The following is a 19,773-nucleotide window of genomic DNA, read 5'->3' on the forward strand; positions in this document are numbered from 1 at the left end:
ATGAATGAAAGAAACTTAATATCAGAAGCTATTGAATACTTAAGTAAAAGTGATGAAGAGAGAATCTTATACTGTAAAAAAGACCATTGGATTGGTTATGGTGCAGCAGTTAAATTAATAGAAATTTTAGAAGATAAATTTTTAGATCCACCTCAAATGAGACATGAAGGATTACTAATATATGGAGATTCAAATAATGGTAAAACTGCCATTCTAAAAAGAATGTATGAATTACATAAAACAAAACTTGATTATGTCACAAAAGATGGTGAAGCAATTTATGAGATACCAATAATATATTTTCAAGCACCAACAATTCCTGATGAAAGTAGATTATATAGCTTAATACTTGATGAACTTTGCGTACCACAAAATAGAGTTGATAAAGTTGCAACAAAATCTCATCTTGCTAAACATCATTTAAATAAACTAGGTACTAAAATGATTTTAATAGATGAGATACATAGTTCATTAAGAGGTAATTTAAACAAACAAAGAACTTTTATAGATGATTTAAAACAATTAAGCAATAGCTTATCACTAACAATTGTTTTAGCAGGAACAAGAGAAGCATATTCTGCACTATCAATAGGGAATGAAACAAGTAGTAGATTTCCAGCACTTGAATTACCTAGGTGGAATAATGATAAAAAATTTAGATCATTTGTAGCAACATATGAAAGATGCTTACCTCTTAAACAAGCTTCAAATATGGCAAATAATCCAGAATTAGTTAGCAAATTATTTTATCAATCAGAAGGCTTAATTGGTAAAACTGTAAATTTATTAAAAAAAGCATCTATAAAAGCGATCCAATCAAAAAGAGAATATATTTCAGTTGATGATATAGAATATTTACCAAAGTTGTAAAATGGCAAAAAGAAAAAGAGATACTTCATGGATTCAGAACTATTTCTTTTTGATAGTTCCTCGACCTTTTGAAGATGAACTTTTAAGTTCTTGGCTAACAAGAGTTGCAATTGAACATAAACGAAAATTATCTATTTTTTTAAGTTTATATGTAAAAAAGGAAGGTAATTCTATTTCAAGAAATGATTTAGATTTTTTATATGATGAAAAGTTATTTGAAGCTTTAGTAAATAAATCAAATCTTACAAAAAAAGATATTTTTAAAATGTCTTTAAGAAGTGAAGAAGGTTACCTATATTCTTGTAGTGATAATAATTTATATCCACCAAATCAAATTAGAAAACTTGTAGATAAAAGAAATCACTATGGACTAATGTATTGTCCCAAATGTTTAGCCGAAGATAAAATCCCATATTTTAGGAAAAAATGGAGATATCAATTTTATAATATTTGCACAAAACATGAACTATTTTTAACAGATAGGTGCTGGGTATGCTATGAAAAAGTAAATTTTTCTAAAATAACTCACAACAAGAATTTAGCAATTTGTAGTAAATGTGAAAAAGATTTAAGAACATCTGTTTGCAAAAATATTGAAGATTATCATAGATATGGATTAGAAGCTACAAAATGGTTTGAAAAAGGATTAGAAGATGGTTATTTTATAATTAACAATGAAATGATTCATTCTATTTATATTTTTAATAGTTTTAAAAGATTTATTTATTTAATCGATACAGCAGAAAAACTAATTTTAGATGATTTCCCATTAATTAATCAATATAAAGAAGTTTGTAAAAAAATCAACCTGTATAACTCCAAAAAAGCAAGTCTTATATATAAAGATTTTTACTTAACTTCAATGATTTATTTTTTATTTCAAAATTATCCATATAACCTTAAAAAATTTGCCAAAGATAATAATGTAACTTATAGAGATTTTTTTCATAGCTTAAAAGATACTTCTTTTTGGTACAAAAATTTAATCTTTGATTTGGTACCAATGGAAAACAAAAAAGGTAGAGAAATAGTTGAAAGCGAAGTATCAGGTGCAATTAAATATTTAGAAAGTATAAATGAACGAGTTAATATTATAAATGTTGCTGAAGTTGTTGGATGTCATCCTAGTATTCATAAAAGATTTAATAAGATTTATAAATTTTTAGTCAATATATAAATTTAACTTTTAATACCATTTAAGATATAATGGTAAAAATTCAAGAAGAGGAATTATGGCAAAAGCATCTCAGCTAAAAGCACTAATCAAATCACACTATGATAATGATTATACTAGATTTGATACTTTATCATTGCAAGTAGCTGCACATGAAGCTACACTTGGTAATAATTCCTTAGCACTAGAAGTAAAGAAACTTGTAGATAATTCAAAAAAGAATCGTACAGTAGAAGCGATTAATTCTAATAATGTAAAACTATACAATAATACTATTGATGAGCTATTCATTCATTCAAGACCAATATTAGATATGTCTGAAATAATCCTTTCAACTTCTAATCATGATAAAATAGTAAAAATTTTAAATGAATATAACAATCAAGAAAAATTAAAAAAACATGGATTAAAACATAGAAGAAAGATTCTATTATCTGGACATCCAGGTACTGGTAAAACAATGTCAGCTTCTATTATAGCTTCAGAACTTCATTTACCTTTATATGTAATACAAATAGATAAAATCATTACAAAATTTATGGGTGAAACTGGTGCAAAACTTAGACAAATATTCAAAATGATAGAGATGCAAAAAGGTGTTTATTTTTTTGATGAATTTGATTCTATTGGTACCGATAGAAGTAAAGATAATGAAGTTGGAGAAATGAGAAGAGTATTAAACTCATTTTTACAATTTTTAGAGAATGATAACTCTGATAGTTTAATAATCACAGCTACAAATAATATAGCTTTATTAGATAGAGCATTGTTTAGAAGATTTGATGATATTTTATATTATGATATACCAACAAAAGAAGAAATACTTAAACTTTTAAAACTAAGACTACAATCATTTACAGTTAATTTTGATTTAGAGAGTATTTTACCTAAGGCTTCAGGATTAAGTCATGCAGATATTGTAAAAACATGTAATGATGCTATTAAAGAAGCAATTATCAATGATAAAAAGTATGTCTCTAAGACATCCTTAATTCACAACTTTGAAATTATAAAAGAATCGTATAAAAAAATTAGTGAGGCGTAATAAATGCCTGATTTAAGACCTTTATTTATTAGTGGACAATGTAAAACTGATATAAGATTCACATCTCCTCAAAGAGGTGGAGGTAATTCAACTTTACCTTATAGAAATGCACCTGAACATGGAAATAGACTGTATGGAAAATTACAATCTCTTTTAACTTCTCAAACTGAACTTATATCTCAGAATGAGTCTTTAAATAAAGGAATTTATTTAGAGGTTTTAGGGATAGAGGGGATTGACTTAAATATAGAACCTCTTGAAAGTTCATCAAAAGATATTAGATTATCAAATTTTAAAAATACAAATCCACAAAAAGCTACACTATTTTTACCATTAGAGAAAAAAGATTTTTTAGAGAAAAAAATAAAAGAATATACAGAGAAATTAACTAAAAAAGGAAACCCAAGACATAATGATTTAATTGCGGTTATAGAAGATTTTAAAATTGCTACAATTAATTCATTTTGGAATGGTAAAGAAGATAAAATTCCTAGTGAAACTAAAGTATGGTGTGAAGTATGGTTAATTAATAATAAAAATACTCATGATGAAGATGTTATTTCAGAGTTTATAAATGTAACCCACACCAACAATATAGAAATTCGAACAGAATCAAATATAAAATTTCCAGAGAGAATAATAACTTTAGCAAAATTAAATGCTGAAGATATTTTGAATTTAATTGATTCATATCAATATTTAGCTGAAATAAGACCTTATGCAATACCAAATATAGCCTATACAAGTATGGAATACATCGACCAAAAAGAATGGGTAAATGAATTAAAAGATAGAGTGATTGTCGATTCAGATACTAAAGTTTCGATATGTATTTTAGACACTGGGGTAAATAATGTACACCCATTATTAAAAGATATCTTAAAAGATGAAGATAAACACACTTTTTTATCATCATGGGATGTAAATGATCACAATGGTCATGGTACTGAAATGAGTGGGATAGCGGCTTATGGAGATTTGAATGAATATTTAACTACTACAGCAAATGTTGAATTAAATCATACTTTAGCATCATATAAAATATTACCACCTACTGGAGACAATGAAGTAAACTTATGGGGATATATTACCTCTCAAGCCGTTTCGGAAAGAACTATTAAAGAATCTGGGAAAATACATATATTCTCAATGTCTGTCACAGCAAATGATACAAATGGAGATATACCTGATGGTACTCCAAGTTCATGGTCATCTGCAATAGATAATGAACTATTTAATGGTGATACGAAAAAACTTTTTTGTATATCAGCAGGAAATGCAGACTATATCGATGATACATTCAATTATATTAGCAGTAATATAATGGCTCCAATAGAAAATCCAGCTCAATCTTGGAATGCTTTAACGATTGGAGCTTATACACAAAAAGATACCATTACAGATGAAGAAGATGAATACATTGATTATGATGTAGTAATGGCACAAAAAGATGAAATATCTCCATTTACAACAACTTCTTCTTTATGGGATAAACAATGGTGTATAAAACCTGATGTAGTATTTGAAGGTGGAAATCTTTTGTTAAATACTACAAGAAACGATAAAACAGAACATGAAGATTTATCACTCTTAACAACCCATTCAAATATTTATAGAGATTTAATTACTTGGACATTTGCAACAAGTGCAGCAAATGCAGTAGGAGCGAATTTTGTAGCAAGATTATATTCTACTTTTCCAGAAGCAACACCTCAAACAATTAGAGGGTTAGTTGTTCATTCGGCTAATTGGACAGATAAAATGATTGAACAATTTACAGTATCAGGGCAATCACCAAAAGATCTTTATGGAATATTATTAAGAACTTGTGGTTATGGAGTACCTGATTTTGATAAGGCAGTGAATTGCTACAAAAATAGTTTAACTTTAATAGCAGAAGATACTATTCAACCATTTATTAAAATTGGTAGTGATATAAAAACAAATGTGATGAATCTTTATACTCTTCCATGGCCTAAAGAAGCATTAGAAGATTTAGGTTCTTTAGAAGTAGAAATGAGAGTTACTTTATCATACTTCATCGAACCAGCTCCAACAGAAATGGCTGTAAGTAGTTTTAATAGATATAACTATCCATCTCATGGGCTTAGATTTGAAGTAAATCACCCAAATGAAAGTATGCAAGAATTCAAAACTAGATGTAATAAACAAGATAGAACGGAAGACTATATATCAAGTGGTTTAAGTACATCAGATTATTGGAAAATTGGTAAAAATACAAGAGATAGAGGAAGTATAATATCTGATGTATGGAAAGGAAAAGCTGTAGAATTAGCTTCTTGTAATCACATCGCAGTATATCCAACAAATGGATGGTGGAAAACAAGAAAACATTTAGAAGCTTATGATAATGTTACTAGATATACTTTAATTGTAAGTATTTATTCTCCATCTAATGATATTGATATATACACACCTGTACTTACACAAGTTACTATTCCAATACAAACTCAAATCCCAATATAATTATTTTTATATTTTAAAATCATTTCCGAATTATACTTATTGCCTAAATAAGATTATTTTATCATCTATTTATTATTAATTAGTCCTATTTAAATATTTTTTATAGTTAATCTTTCAATTAATCTTATTCTTAAAATTTTACTCCAAACTAATGATAATAAAGAATTATGGATAATATATGTTAAAACCAAATTTAATTAAAATTCAAAATTTTATTAATATAGCATTAAAGAAAAAACCAATATCTTCTGAAACTTTAAATATATTTATTGATCAACTTAAATTATTGAATAACGTAAATCCTGAAGCAACTGAAGAAAATCAAAAAACATTTATAAGAGATTTTCTAATAAATACTTTTAATTATAAAATAAATACTTCTGGAGATATAGATTGGGCAATTTTTAATGAATTTAATAAAGTAGAAGTGATTATTGAAGTAAAAAGAATCATAAATGAATCAGAAATGGTAAATAAAGAAAATTTTCTTAGAAAAGCATTTTTTGAAACAATATTATATTTCATGAAAGAAAGAAATCAAGGAAACGTAGATTTAAAACACATAATTATAACAAATGTTCATAATTGGTATATTATTGATGCATCTGAATATGAAAGAATTTTCTGGAATAATAAATTATTTAGAAAAAGATTTTTAGACTGGGAAAATAAAAAAACTTTAGATGATAGAACGGAGTTTTTCTATTTTTCAATTGCTAAACCTTTTTGTGAATCTTTATTAAATACCAGAAGGGAATCCTTATTTGATGATATCTATAATGAATTAATAGAAGTAAGTTCTTTTACATTAAAAGAACTTAATTATAATAATTCAGAGAACAATTTAAGTAATGTATATAAACTACTAAGCCCTGATACATTATTAAAAGATTTTACTCCCAATGATAGTAATTCTTTGAATAAAAACTTTTACGATGAATTACTTTATATATTAGGATTAGAAGAAGCAAAAGTTAATGGTAAAAAAAGAATTATAAGAGTAAGAGAAAATAGACAAGATGGATCTTTCTTTGAAAATATTTATTCTAAACTTGATAGTTATAGTGAACTATCTAAAAATGAAGACAAAAACTTTAATAGCATAATTTCATTAATTATAGTCTGGTTAAATAGAATTATATTTTTAAAGCTTTTTGAAAATCAACTTACTGGATTTTCTAAAAATGAAAATTATGCTTTTCTTAAAAAAGAGTTTATTAAAGATTTTGGTGAACTTGAAAAGCTTTTCTTTCATGTATTATCTAAAAAACCAAATCAAAGAAATGAGGAAGTAAAAAAGAAATATAGTTTTATACCTTATCTAAATAGTTCACTTTTTGAACAATCTGAAGAAGAGAGAAAATTAATGCTTATTTCTCAACTCGATTCTACTTCAAAAATTAAAATTTATAAAAATACTGTTTTAAAAGATTTTAATGGTAAAAAGATGTCTGGGGAGAGTAATCCTCTTCATTATTTATATGACTTTTTGAATTCATATAGTTTTGGAAGTTTAAATAATAGTAATACCATTGAAGACCAGCACAAAGAACTAATTAGCTCATCAGTATTGGGATTGATTTTTGAAAAAATAAATGGCTATAAAGACGGTAGTTTTTATACTCCAAGTTATATTACTACATTTATGTCAAAAAATATTCTAGAAAAAATAGTTGTAGATAAATTTAATGAAATCAAAGGTTGGAATTGTAATAATTTAAACGATTTGTATAATAAAATTGAAAATATATCTGAAGCAAATGATATTATTAATAGTTTAAGAATATGTGATCCTGCAGTTGGAAGTGGGCACTATTTAGTTTCAATGCTAAATGAAATAATTAAATTAAAATCAGATTTGGGTATTCTAGAAGATAAAAATGGAAAGAAAATTAGAGATTATAAAATCTTAATAGAGAATGATGATTTAGCAATAAAAACTATAGATAATGAATATTTTACTTATAAAAGGCCTAAGACCGTAAGCGATAATCATATTGTTCAAGAAACAATATTTTTAGAAAAACAAAAAATTATAGAAAATTGTTTATTTGGAGTTGATATAAATAGAAACTCTGTTAATATTTGTAGATTAAGATTATGGATAGAACTATTAAAACACACTTATTATACCGAGGAAAGTGGCTTTGAATATTTACAAATCTTACCGAATATTGATATAAATATTAAAGATGGAAATTCATTATTAAGTAAATTTCCATTAGTAGATAACGAAAATATACCAAAACAAGTAAAAGAAAAAATAGATAACTATAAAGGGCTTGTAAAAGAGTATAAAAGTAGCAAGGATAAAATAGAGAAACATAAAATTAAAGAACATATACTTAATTTAAGAAAAGAGTTATTCTTAGATTTCAACAATAATTCAAAACATGTTTTAAATTTAAAAAAATTACTTAATGGCTACACAAATAAGAAAGAAGTAAAAAAAGGTTATGTGCAACAATTTGGATACGAAGGTTTATCAAAAGAAATAGTATCAAATTATGTTAATGCAACATCTAATAGTTTATTTGATATTGCTAGTACTATGACTAAATCTCAATTAGCTGAAGCACAAAAGATAAAAAATGATATGCTTAAAATTATTAATAAAATATACTTAGATATAAAAGAAATAGAAAGTAATAAAATATATGAAAATTCTTTTGAATGGAGATTTGACTTCCCTGAGATCTTAGATAATGATGGAAAATTTTTAGGTTTTGATGCAATTATTGGAAATCCTCCATACATAAGAGAACCTGATAATAAAGAAGCTTTTATTGGATTACACGATGCATCTTGCTATAAAGGTAAAATAGATTTATGGTTTTTGTTTGCTTGTAAAGGAATAGATTTATTAAAAAACAATGGTAGATTGTCTTTTATTGCTACAAATAATTGGATTTCTAACTATGGAGCATCAAAATTTAGAAATAAAATTCTAAAGACTACTAAAATTGAAGAGTATATTGATTTTGGTGAGTATTTTGTTTTTGATAGTGCAGATGTTCTTACAATGATATTTACTCTTAAAAAAACAGAAAATATAGATGATTATTATTGTGAATATTCGAAAATATTAGATAAGACAATAAAAGAGGAAAATGTAAAAGAATTTTTAAACAAAGTACCACATAAAAAAATACTATCATATAAATCATTGATGATTAATGAAAATTTAATTGATAAGAATATAGTTTTCTTAAATAATGATATTAAATCTATTTTAAATAAAATTGAAGAAAAAAAGAATTTTAAGTTAGATGAAAAAAATGAAATAACGAATGGCGTGCAAGTGCAACAAGAATTTGTTAATAAAAAATCTTTGGAGAAATTAGGGGAAAATTATAGATTAAATGAAGGTATTTTTATTTTATCAACAAAAGAATTAAAAAACTTAAACTTAAATTTGAATGAATTAGAAATAATAAAACCATTATATACTTCAACTGAAATTTATAGATACTGTACTCAAAAAGACAATAAATACTGGGTTATATATACTGATAGCAGTTTTAAGAATGTAGAAAAAATGCGGGATTATCCAAATTTAAAATATCATTTAGATAGATTTAAAAATATTATCACAACAGATAATAAGCCTTATGGTATTCATAGAGCAAGAAATGAATATTTTTTTAAAGGAGATAAAATTTTATCTTTAAGAAAATGTGTAAATAGACCTTTGTTTAGCTATGTTGATTTTGATAGTTATGTAAATCAAGCATATTATGTAATAAAATCAAATCGAATTAATTTAAAATATTTAACTGCACTTTTAAACTCTAAAATAATTACATTTTGGTTAAAGTATAAAGGGAAAATGCAAGGTGACAATTTTCAAATTGATAAAGAACCATTATTAAATTTACCAATTTTAAATATTGATAATAATCATATTTCAATGGATAATATCAATAATCTAATAGACAAAATTATTCTTATCTCAAGGCTTAATTCTACTGATAGTACAGAAGAAATAGTTAAGTTAGAAAATAATTTAAATAAAATATTTTATGAGTTATATAATCTCAATGATGATGATATAGAAAAAATCGATGGAATTTATTAAAGAAGTATAATTCTTTATTATCGTTAATTGATTCTATCAAAATAATTCTAAAATAATATATAAAACTCTCATACTTCATAGCATTAAAAGTAACTAATAACTAAACTCCCACTTTTAATTTAAAGGAGTTACATGGTATTACCAAAAGCAATTGAAAAATTTAGATTTCATTGTGTTTATGAAAAGAATCTAAGTTTAAAAACTATGCATGCTTACGATGCAGATTTAAATCAATTTTTAGAGAAATTTAAAAATTATAAAATAAATGAAATATCAAAATTTGATCTAAAAGATTATGTTGAAAGTTTATTTAACCATCCTTACAAAATAAAAACTATAAAACGAAAAATAGCGGTATTAAAAACTTTTTTTAATTACCTAGAGTTTGATGAAATTTTAGAAATAAATCCATTTAGAAAATTAAGACTGTCTCTAAAAGAACCAAAATTACTACCTAAAACACTAGATATTAAAGAAATTAAAACTATTTTAAAATATCTATATGATTTAAAAAATATTTATGATAAATCTACTTTTAGATACAACCTTCTAGTAAGAGATATAGTTACCATTGAAATATTATTTTCAACTGGAATAAGAGTATCTGAACTATCAAATTTAAAGAAAAATGAAATAAATATAAAGCAAGGCATTATCAAAATATTTGGCAAAGGCTCAAAAGAAAGAATAATGCAAATCTGCGACAAAGAAGTTTTACTATTATTAAAAGAGTACTGCATATTATTTAAAATAAAAGATAATGAAACTAAACATTTTTTACTAAATAGATTAAATAACAATTTTTCAGAACAATCTATTAGAGCTATGATACATAAATATGAAGAAAAATTAGGTCTAAAAAGTGTTACTCCTCATATGTTTAGGCACTCTTTTGCAACACTACTCCTAGAAGAAGGAGTGGATGTAAGATATATCCAAAATATGTTGGGACATTCTTCAATATCAACTACCCAAATCTATACAAAAGTAAATACAAAGCATCAAAGAAAATTACTCAATACAAAACATCCAAGAAGAACTCTAAATTTTCTTAATTAATAATAAACTAGACTTAAAAAGTCTAGTTACTCCAAGTAAATTAATTATCGTTAATTGATTTTATACAAAGGTTACTAAATTTATTATTATAAAAATAATTATTTCATCTAATTATTTACCCTAAAAAAGTGGCAAAGTAAACTAAACTATATTAGTTAAAATCCTATTGTATTATTTTAATTTCCTTTTAGTAGAGGTTTCCCACATTCTTCTAATTTTTTATTTAATTCTACCATTTTTTCTTCAGCAATTTTAGGCTGTACATAACAAAATTGAAAAAGTGATTGAAGAATGTCTAAACACCATTCTGCTTCCCCCGTTTCTACATTTACTATTTCACCTGTATTTTGACTTTTTATAGGATGAGCTGAAAAATTACCAATTTGTCTTATTGCATCTAGTTGTTTAGAAATATATTCTGGAACTTTCGTCATAACTTCGTCTATCTCTTCAGATAAATTCTTTTTCTTAATTTTAAAATGTTCATGAATAATAGTTTGTAAACATCTTCTACTAAGAGCTGCACTAGCTTTTGGGCTATCATTTAAAATTAATCCAGCTTCATTGAAGTCTTCTGCAATATGTGATGGCACTTCATTTGGTGCATTGTCACATGAACTAATTTTTGGATAAACTAGAAATTCATTTTTTAAGTTTATATCACCAGAAAAAGGAGTATTTAGTAAAAATATTATCTTTTTTTTACAAGAAGGACAGTTTTCATACCTAACATACCAATAATACTTATTATCCACACCTAGTTCTTCATTTTGGAAATTTATATGTATATAATTTTTACAATGAGGACATTTCATATCAAGTTTCCTTTGCTATTATATTAAATCAGATAATACCAAATATTATAAGTAAATACTAGATTTTTTTCAATAAATTAAAATACCACATTGCAAGTTGCTTATCTTCTAAATCTTCATTTCTTTCATGATATTTTCTATCAAATGTAGGATTAGAATTCGAATATCTTTGTTTTATTTCAAGTGGATTCATATTATATTTACAATATAAATTGATAAATTTATTAAAATCACTATCTTGAATTTGTCTATTGGATGTTAGTACCCAAGTAGAGCTTGCAGAAGATGGTTTATTTTCTAACTCTAATAATCCAAAAAAATAGTTGTCATACTGGAATGTAACAGTTATATATTTTCTAGCTCTTTTATTGATTTTACATTTAGGATTAATTTGCTTTTTACCATCTTCAACATCTAAAGTAAATTGTTGTAACTCTTTCTCTTCACTTATATATAAATCTTTTATATCTTTTCTTTGTACTAAATATCTAATATATTGTCTAAATACTACAAAATTATCTATTTCATTTAATGGATTATATGAAGTATCTTTAACAAATTCACTTGAAATTACAACCTTTCTAATATTTGAATTCCCTTTTGAAGATGATTGTGTTAAGCTTAGATCTATTATTTCATCACTTTCTTGGTCTTTATATATTTTTAATAGATTTTCAATAACTTCTAATGATGATTCTTTTTCATCAACTTGAATATCTTTTAGGCTACCACAACTCTTTTTTCTATTCTTTTGATTAGATGTTTGTGTATATTTTTTACTAGCATGAGCTATTTGAAGTATTTCTGTTGTTTCATCTGGTACTTCTCTTTCTATAACTGGAAGATTATCTATATCATCAATATTTAGAGTTATTTTATTTTTTTGAATATATTTTGTGAGTTTTTCGAATCCTATACTAGAATAATCATTTATAATTTCATGAATAAAGTAATAAATTTCATTTGTAACTTTATTTTTAATAATTGAACTTCTTGTATCGATTTTAAATTGTTCTTTTGTTGGAAAATTAAATTTAAGATGCATTTTATAAATATCTTCATCTAAATTTTTTTCTTGCATATACTTCAAGTAATTATGAATATAGCTAGATACATTATCAAACTCTTTAATTGCACTTTTTTGACAAGCAAATCTATGTATAATAGCTGCATCTTCATCTGTTTTATATTTAGGCAAAACTATCTTTGCATCTTTAGGATTATCATCACAAAGTATATATAATTCTTTCAATGTTGAATCAAGAACAGCTTCTTTTAAAGCAGAAGATCTAAAATAGTAATATATACCAATTGCAAAATGTGGGATAATTAAATTAACACCATCTATTTCTACTAGGTAACAATTTATATTTTCAGCAGTCTTTAGATATTTTTTATTCCAACCAAGCAATATTCCAATTGCATCTTCATTTAGTAAATCTTTTAATTTTTTTAAATTATTTTCATTAATAGTTTTTGAATCAATAATAAAACTTTTTTCTTCTATACTATTTTTTCTATCAACTTTTTTACCATTTTCATAGTACTCTAAAAATTGATAATGCGTGAAAAATAATTCAGGTGATACTGGGTATTTAAATACTTCTTTTTTAGTTATATTTTTAACAACTACTTCATAGTTACTATTACCATATTTATCTTCATCAAGTACAATTTTAAGGGGAAATATGAACTGAAAAGTATCATCAGGATTATTCTTCATAAACTCTGGAATGATACTTTTTCTAGTTGACATGATTAAATAATTCTCTCATTATCATTTTTTATTTTACATATTATCAATTTATATTGACTCATTATCATTTTTTATTGCTTGTGACAAACCTATTCAAATTTAAATGTATAATATCAAGTGCAGCTGGTGTAACTCCAGATATTAAACTTGCATTATATAAAGTTGGTGGTCTATGCTTTTCAAGCTTCTCTATAACTTCATTTGAAAGCCCTGGAAGTCCTTTGTAAGAGAAGTTTTCAGGTATATTTAGTTTTAGCATTTTCTTCATTTTTTCTATCTGTTTTTGTTGCTTTTGAATATATCTATAATATTTCGCTTCTACAATTATTTGCTCTTTTAAATAATCATCAAGCTCTTTTAAACTAGGAACCAAAATATCTAATTTTTCAATATCTATTGTATTTCTTCCTATTAAATCAACCAGTAAAACCTTATCATTTATTTTCTCTTCTCCAATAGATTCTAAAAGTTCCAAAGTCTCTTTTTTAGAAGTTATCCAAGTATTTGCCATATAATTAATTGCATCTTCAAGAACTTTTCTTTTGTTTTCTACTTTTGCAAATGTTTCATCATCTATAAGTCCTAATTCATGACCATATTGGCTAAGTCTTATATCAGCATTCTCTTCTCTTAAAAGAAGTCTATACTCAGCACGGCTTGTAAACATTCTATATGGTTCGTGCGTTCCTTTTGTAACTAAATCATCAATTAAAACACCAATATATGCTTCATCTCGTCTTAAAATAAAAGGCTCTTTTCCATCTATTGCTAAAGATGCATTTATACTTGCCATCAATCCTTGAGCTGCTGCTTCTTCATATCCTGTTGTTGCATTTATCTGTCCAGCATGATAAAGATTTTTTATCTTTTTTGTTTCAAGTGTGTGTTTTAACTCTGTTGGATCAACATAATCATACTCAATAGCATATCCATATCTTATAACTCTTGCATTCTCTAAACCTTTTACGCTAGCAATCATTTGCTTTTGAATCTCAATAGGAAGTGAACTTGACATACCATTTATATAATACTCCGTACACTTAGCAGTTTGTGGCTCTAAAAATAGTTGATGTCTCTCTCTTTCGCTAAATCTTTTAACTTTATCTTCAATACTAGGACAATATCTTGGACCTGAACCTTGAATTTGTCCTGTATAAATTGGGGCTCTATGAAAATTTGCAGCAATTAACTCATGAGTGCTTAAATTTGTATAAGTTACATAACAAGGGTATTGTGTAGGATTAAAATCTTTTTTTGATGTTCTAAATGAAAATGGTGTAGGTTTTACATCGCCACCGTGAGTCTCCATTACTGAAAAATCAATACTATTTGCATCAAGTCTTGAAGGTGTTCCAGTTTTAAGTCTTCCAACATTTAATCCAAGCTCTTTTAGTTGAATTGAAAGAGTAGTAGATGGCAACTCCCAAGCACGACCAGCTTCATAAGTATTTTCACCAATGTGAATTAAACCTCTCATAAAAGTTCCAGTTGTAAGAATAGTTTTTAAAGATCTAAACTCTTCTCCAAGTTTTGTTTTTACTCCTAAAACTTCACTATTTTCAACTATTAAAGAAGTTACTTCATCTTGATAGATGTCCAAGTTTGGTGTGTTGTGACAAACTTTTCGCATATACTCTTTATACTCATCCATATCAATTTGAGCTCTTGTACCTTGAACAGCAGCTCCTTTTGAACCATTTAAAACTCTAAATTGAATTCCTGAGGCATCTGTACAAAGTCCCATCTCTCCACCAAGAGCATCAAGCTCTTTTACAAGATGTCCTTTTGCTAAACCTCCAATTGCAGGATTACAACTAGCCGCTCCAATTTGCTCAACTAGCATTGTTATTAATAGTGTTTTTTTACCAAGTCTTGCACCTGCTAATGCTGCTTCAATACCAGCATGACCAGCACCAACAACGATTATATCGTATTGCATTTAATTTTCCTTTTTAAAGAGTATTAGAATTTTTAAATAAGAGTTAAAATTAGCTTCTTATGAATTTTTGGCTATTATAACCAAATTTTATCTAAAGGTTTTTTAAGTGTTTACAGGTTTAATAAGAGAGATGGCAAAGGTTGAGAGCTTTTCAAATAATATTTTAACTCTAAAAGCAGAATATATACCTAAAATTGGAGATTCTATTGCTGTAAATGGAGCTTGTTTAACTGTTATAAAAATAGGAAATAAAAATTTTAGTGTAGAGTTATCTCCTGAAAGTAGTTCTATTTTAGCACTAGAAAATTATAAAAATGAAGTTCATATAGAACCAGCAATGCAAATGGGCGATAGATTTGAAGGTCATATTGTTCAAGGACATATTGATTGTGTTGGAACAGTTGAAAAAATAGATAAAAATGGTAATTCAACAGATTTTTATATCAAAGTACCTAAAGAGTTTTTAAAATATATGATTCCAAAAGGTAGTGTTGCAATTGATGGTGTATCACTAACTATAAATGAAGTTTTAAAAAGTAGTTTTAGACTTACAATTATTCCTCACACAATTCAAAATACACTTTTTAGAAATTATAAAGTAGGAAGTAAAGTTAATATTGAAACAGATATGTTTGCTAGATATATTTATAATATGTTTAATAAAAAAGATAATCTATCGTGGAGTGATGTTGATAGAATTATGGCAGCTTACTAATCTAAAATTTCCTCATAAGTGTAAAAAAATCTTTTTTCAAGAGGTTTTGCATAAGGCTCTATTGTAGCTACTTTCATATCAGGATACTCTTTTATCTCAACAACTTTTCCAACTCTAAGTCCTTCATAAAAGATATTATCAAGTCCAGATGTTATTACCTCATCACCAATATTTATATTTGCCCAAATTGGTATAAATTTAACTTGTAAAAGTTTATCATCACTCTGTTTTGATGTTAAAATTCCAGAACCTTTGCTATTCCCAATAAAAACTGCATATGTACAATCTTCATTTCCATTTAAAAGTCCAATATTTTTAGCTCCCCTTTTTAAAGCTATCCCTGCAGCATAATTTTCAGAGATTAAACCAACTATTTTTTCATCTAACTCTTTATCAATTAAAACAGTTGTAAAGTCATCAAAATTTATATAAGACAAAACTCTTACAATATCAATTTTTACATTTATATTTGGTATTTCAACATTTATTAAAAACTCTTTTAATGAATCTATTTTTGAAATTGTTGATTCATATAGATATTTATACTCTTTTAATTTTAAATTTTCAGATTGAAGCTCTTTTATTAAAGCTTCTTGATTAAAATGGTTTTTAATATTTTGAGAAAAATTTATATAACCATTTATATAAGAGTTTTTTAACCCTGCAAAAAATCCAAACTGTTTTGAAATATACTCATCTACTTCAAACAAATAGATTAATCCTGCAAAGATAAATAAAGATAGAAATAAAAATCTCTTCATTTAGAAATTAGTTTTTCATCTCTTCTATAATTTTTAATAGTTCTGGCTCATCTAATACTTGACTTGTACCATATGCAACAGATAAAAGTGGATCTTCTGCAATTCTTACTGGAATTTTTACAATCTCTGATAGGTATTTATCAATTCCTCTAATCAAAGCTCCTCCACCTGTTATTATAATTCCATTATCAACAACATCTCCAGCTAAATCAGGTGGCATATTTTCCAAAACACTTCTGATTGCACTTGCAATCTCTTTTAGAGGCTCTTTTATAGCAATTCTAACACCTTCACTACCTAACTCGATAGTTGAAAGGTATCCAGAGTGATCTTTACCTTTAATTTGAATTTTAAGTTCAGGTTCAAGCTTAACAGCAGCTCCTACTTCAATCTTAATCGTTTCAGCAGTTCTCTCACCAATAAATAGATTGTAGTTTTGTCTTACATACTCAACAATAGATCTATCTACTTTATCTCCACCAACTTTTACACTTTTACATAAAACTAATCCACCCAAAGATGTAACACCAATCTCAGTTGTTCCACCACCAATATCAACAACAACATGACCATCTGGATCTGAAACTGGAATTCCAGCTCCAATAGCTGCTGCCATTGGCTCTTCAACTAAAAATACCTCTCTAGCACCTGCACTCATAGCTGACTCTTCAACAGCTTTTCTCTCAACTTGTGTAATTCCATAAGGAATACAGATAATTACCCTAGGTCTTATAAATGATTTTCTTGAATGAGCTTTTTCGATAAAATATCTAATCATTCTCTCAGTCATCTCAAAATCAGCGATAACTCCATCTTGCATAGGACGAACAGCTTGGATATTTAGTGGTGTCTTTCCAAGCATTCTTTTAGCCTCTTGACCTACAGCTAAAATTTTATCTTTTCCTTGTTTATCTACTTGAACAGCAACAACAGAAGGCTCATTTATAATAATACCTTTACCTTTTACAGAAACAATAGTGTTAGCAGTTCCTAAATCTATCGCCATATCACTTGAAAAAAATCCGATTAGTTTATCTAAAATCATTTGTTATCCTTTGCTTACTTTTGGTTCTTCCTCTTTTAGAATCACCTTTTTTGTAATTGTAATTTTTTTATTTTTAAATTTTGGAAGGTCAAACATAATATCAAGCATAATATCTTCCAAAATTGACCTAAGTCCTCTAGCCCCTGTTTTTCGTTTTATTGCTAAATCAGCAAGTTCAAGTAAAGCATCTTTATCAAACTCTAAATCTACCTTATCCATAGAGAAAAGTTTTATATATTGTTTGATTAAAGCATTTTTTGGTTCAGTTAAAATATGAACCATATCCTCTTTTGAAATCTCATTTAAAGTTGCAATCATATGCAATCTTCCAATAAGCTCAGGAATTAAACCATATTTTACTAAATCATCTGTTTCAACTTTTGAAATAAGCTTGTCTGCATCTGATTTTGTTTTTTTATCTTGATTAAATCCTAAAATATTAGAACCCTGTTTTCTTCTAATAATATCTTCAAGCCCATCAAAAGCTCCACCACAAATAAATAAAATATTTGTTGTATCAACTTGAAGTGAGTCTTGTCCTGGATGTTTTCTACCACCTTTTGGAGGTACATTTACTATAGCACCCTCAACTATTTTTAAAAGTGCTTGTTGAACTCCCTCTCCTGAAACATCTCTAGTAATACTTCTATTTTCACTCATTCTTGCAATTTTATCTATCTCATCAATAAAAATAATTCCTCTTTGAGCTTTTTGTATATCTCCATTAGCAGCCTGAACTAATCTTGTTACAACATTCTCAACATCATCTCCAACATATCCAGCTTCTGTTAAACTAGTTGCATCTGCAATTGCCAAAGGAACATCAAGATATTTTGAAATTGTTTGAGCAAGAAGAGTTTTTCCACTTCCAGTAGGTCCTATTAAAAGTACATTTGATTTATTAAGTTCAATATCATCACCTAACTCATCTTTTCTAAAAATTCTTTTATAGTGATTATAAACAGCAACTGATAGAACCTTTTTAGCTCTCTCTTGTCCTATAACATACTCATCTAAAATTGCTTTTAACTCAGAAGGAGTTTTTATTTTTAGCTCTTCTGGTTTTATTTTAGTTTCACTTTTAATAGAGATATCATCTAATTGTGTATTCATAATATCGTAAGCAGCACCCACACAAGCTTTGCATATACAAGCATTATCTCCAGTTATTATTGGATTTGCTTTTGTATCATTTGCTCCACAAAAATCACAAATTATTTTACTCATTTTCACTCTTTAAATTTCTCTCAAAAGGAATTCCTCTTTTTGTTTCAATTATAAAACTTGCAAGTTTTTTAACTAACTCATTTGAATCATTTTCAAAAAGATTTTTAGCAGCCTCTTGAAGTGGATTTCCCATACTAAATAGAACTTTATAAGCATGTTTTAAAGCATTTATATCATCTTTATTATCTAATCTTCTTCTAAGTCCAACTAAGTTTAAACCTTTAATTGTTGCTTTATTTCCCTCTGCTAAACAAAATGGTGGAATATCTTGAGCAACAGCACTAGCTCCTCCAACCATAGCTTGTGTTCCTATTTTACAAAATTGATGAATTGGTGTTAATCCACCAACTACAACAAAATCTTCACACTCAACATGACCAGCAAGCGTTGCTCCGTTTGCAAATATACAGTTATCTCCAATAATACAATCATGAGCCACATGAACATAACCCATAAATAAATTATTACTTCCAATAATAGTTTTAATATTTCCAGTAACTGTTCCTGGATTAAAAAGTGTAAACTCTCTAATTTTATTGTTATCACCAATTATTAGCTCAACCTCTTCTTCATTGTTAAACTTTAAATCTTGAGGAATTGATCCGATTGAAGCGTGAGAAAATATATGGTTATTTTTTCCAATTGTTGTTTTTCCAGTTATTAAAGAGTGAGAATCCACTATTGTTCCATCACCAATAATAACATCCTTGCCAATTATTGTATATGCACCAATTATTACATTGTTCCCTAGTTTTGCACCATCTTCTATAATGGCAGTTTTGTGAATATTATTCATTTTATT

General features: G+C 26.5%; 14 protein-coding genes. 7 read left to right on the forward strand and 7 right to left on the reverse strand.

The window, feature by feature from the left end:
- The 6 genes from ASKIR_RS09735 (at position 1) to ASKIR_RS09760 (ending at position 10,713) form a co-directional block, all read left to right on the forward strand.
- Entirely contained in the window at positions 1 to 870 is an 870-nt protein-coding gene (locus tag ASKIR_RS09735) for a TniB family NTP-binding protein (RefSeq protein WP_115588069.1), read from the forward strand.
- Between the two features lies 1 nt (position 871).
- Positions 872 to 2,047: a TniQ family protein gene (locus tag ASKIR_RS09740; RefSeq protein ID WP_115588068.1), complete on the forward strand. Its 1,176-nt coding sequence runs from the start codon at positions 872 to 874 to the stop codon at positions 2,045 to 2,047.
- A 55-nt stretch (positions 2,048 to 2,102) separates the two neighbouring features.
- Complete coding sequence (locus ASKIR_RS09745) at positions 2,103 to 3,089, forward strand: AAA family ATPase (RefSeq protein WP_115588067.1); 987 nt, start codon at positions 2,103 to 2,105, stop codon at positions 3,087 to 3,089.
- A 3-nt stretch (positions 3,090 to 3,092) separates the two neighbouring features.
- On the forward strand, positions 3,093 to 5,576 hold the full coding sequence (locus ASKIR_RS09750; protein WP_115588066.1) for a S8 family peptidase: 2,484 nt from the start codon (positions 3,093 to 3,095) through the stop codon (positions 5,574 to 5,576).
- 178 nt (positions 5,577 to 5,754) lie between these two features.
- The gene (locus tag ASKIR_RS09755) at positions 5,755 to 9,654 is read left to right on the forward strand and encodes a type IIG restriction enzyme/methyltransferase (protein WP_115588065.1); all 3,900 of its coding nucleotides are present in this window, start codon (positions 5,755 to 5,757) and stop codon (positions 9,652 to 9,654) included.
- Between the two features lie 132 nt (positions 9,655 to 9,786).
- Positions 9,787 to 10,713, forward strand: a complete 927-nt coding sequence (locus tag ASKIR_RS09760) for a tyrosine-type recombinase/integrase (RefSeq protein WP_115588064.1) — start codon at positions 9,787 to 9,789, stop codon at positions 10,711 to 10,713.
- 176 nt (positions 10,714 to 10,889) lie between these two features.
- Here the strand turns inward: ASKIR_RS09760 and ASKIR_RS09765 are convergent, their stop codons facing one another.
- The 3 genes from ASKIR_RS09765 to mnmG all read right to left on the reverse strand — a co-directional run bounded on the left by ASKIR_RS09765 (position 10,890) and on the right by mnmG (position 15,223).
- On the reverse strand, positions 10,890 to 11,528 hold the full coding sequence (locus ASKIR_RS09765; protein ID WP_115588063.1) for a DUF4145 domain-containing protein: 639 nt from the start codon (positions 11,526 to 11,528) through the stop codon (positions 10,890 to 10,892).
- Positions 11,529 to 11,586: 58 nt separating this feature from the next.
- The gene (locus ASKIR_RS09770; RefSeq protein ID WP_115588062.1) at positions 11,587 to 13,284 is read right to left on the reverse strand and encodes an acetolactate synthase small subunit; all 1,698 of its coding nucleotides are present in this window, start codon (positions 13,282 to 13,284) and stop codon (positions 11,587 to 11,589) included.
- Positions 13,285 to 13,348: 64 nt separating this feature from the next.
- The gene (gene mnmG, locus ASKIR_RS09775; protein ID WP_115588061.1) at positions 13,349 to 15,223 is read right to left on the reverse strand and encodes a tRNA uridine-5-carboxymethylaminomethyl(34) synthesis enzyme MnmG; all 1,875 of its coding nucleotides are present in this window, start codon (positions 15,221 to 15,223) and stop codon (positions 13,349 to 13,351) included.
- Between the two features lie 106 nt (positions 15,224 to 15,329).
- Between mnmG and ribE the strand changes: the two genes are divergently transcribed.
- Positions 15,330 to 15,938: a riboflavin synthase gene (gene ribE / locus ASKIR_RS09780; RefSeq protein WP_066350483.1), complete on the forward strand. Its 609-nt coding sequence runs from the start codon at positions 15,330 to 15,332 to the stop codon at positions 15,936 to 15,938.
- Here ribE and mreC read toward each other — a convergent pair.
- From mreC to lpxA, 4 genes are read right to left on the reverse strand one after another with little or no spacing between them, the layout of a single operon-like run.
- Positions 15,935 to 16,699 carry a rod shape-determining protein MreC gene (mreC, locus tag ASKIR_RS09785; protein WP_066162241.1) on the reverse strand — a complete coding sequence of 255 codons (765 nt, stop codon included), beginning with the start codon at positions 16,697 to 16,699 and terminating at the stop codon, positions 15,935 to 15,937. The two genes, ribE and mreC, sit on opposite strands and share 4 nt — an antisense overlap.
- Before the next feature lie 7 nt (positions 16,700 to 16,706).
- Positions 16,707 to 17,744: a rod shape-determining protein gene (locus tag ASKIR_RS09790; protein WP_066350485.1), complete on the reverse strand. Its 1,038-nt coding sequence runs from the start codon at positions 17,742 to 17,744 to the stop codon at positions 16,707 to 16,709.
- A 3-nt stretch (positions 17,745 to 17,747) separates the two neighbouring features.
- Positions 17,748 to 18,971 (reverse strand): ATP-dependent Clp protease ATP-binding subunit ClpX, encoded by a 1,224-nt coding sequence (gene clpX / locus ASKIR_RS09795; RefSeq protein WP_066350487.1) that lies wholly within the window; start codon positions 18,969 to 18,971, stop codon positions 17,748 to 17,750.
- Positions 18,964 to 19,767 (reverse strand): acyl-ACP--UDP-N-acetylglucosamine O-acyltransferase, encoded by an 804-nt coding sequence (gene lpxA, locus ASKIR_RS09800; protein WP_066350488.1) that lies wholly within the window; start codon positions 19,765 to 19,767, stop codon positions 18,964 to 18,966. Before lpxA ends, clpX begins: the two co-directional genes overlap by 8 nt.
- Positions 19,768 to 19,773 lie beyond the last annotated feature (6 nt).

The sequence above is a fragment of the Aliarcobacter skirrowii CCUG 10374 genome (assembly GCF_003544835.1).
Classification (GTDB): domain Bacteria; phylum Campylobacterota; class Campylobacteria; order Campylobacterales; family Arcobacteraceae; genus Aliarcobacter; species Aliarcobacter skirrowii.

Bases quoted from the DNA above. Each gene is read 5' to 3' on its own strand.
- ASKIR_RS09755 (WP_115588065.1), top strand. From the start codon at position 5,755: ATGTTAAAACCAAATTTAATTAAAATTCAAAATTTTATTAATATAGCA.
- mreC (WP_066162241.1), bottom strand. From the start codon at position 16,699: ATGAAGAGATTTTTATTTCTATCTTTATTTATCTTTGCAGGATTAATC.
- ASKIR_RS09765 (WP_115588063.1), bottom strand. From the start codon at position 11,528: ATGAAATGTCCTCATTGTAAAAATTATATACATATAAATTTCCAAAAT.
- clpX (WP_066350487.1), bottom strand. From the start codon at position 18,971: ATGAGTAAAATAATTTGTGATTTTTGTGGAGCAAATGATACAAAAGCA.
- ASKIR_RS09760 (WP_115588064.1), top strand. From the start codon at position 9,787: ATGGTATTACCAAAAGCAATTGAAAAATTTAGATTTCATTGTGTTTAT.
- ASKIR_RS09735 (WP_115588069.1), top strand. From the start codon at position 1: ATGAATGAAAGAAACTTAATATCAGAAGCTATTGAATACTTAAGTAAA.
- ASKIR_RS09790 (WP_066350485.1), bottom strand. From the start codon at position 17,744: ATGATTTTAGATAAACTAATCGGATTTTTTTCAAGTGATATGGCGATA.
- lpxA (WP_066350488.1), bottom strand. From the start codon at position 19,767: ATGAATAATATTCACAAAACTGCCATTATAGAAGATGGTGCAAAACTA.
- ASKIR_RS09770 (WP_115588062.1), bottom strand. From the start codon at position 13,284: ATGTCAACTAGAAAAAGTATCATTCCAGAGTTTATGAAGAATAATCCT.
- ASKIR_RS09745 (WP_115588067.1), top strand. From the start codon at position 2,103: ATGGCAAAAGCATCTCAGCTAAAAGCACTAATCAAATCACACTATGAT.
- ASKIR_RS09750 (WP_115588066.1), top strand. From the start codon at position 3,093: ATGCCTGATTTAAGACCTTTATTTATTAGTGGACAATGTAAAACTGAT.
- ASKIR_RS09740 (WP_115588068.1), top strand. From the start codon at position 872: ATGGCAAAAAGAAAAAGAGATACTTCATGGATTCAGAACTATTTCTTT.
- mnmG (WP_115588061.1), bottom strand. From the start codon at position 15,223: ATGCAATACGATATAATCGTTGTTGGTGCTGGTCATGCTGGTATTGAA.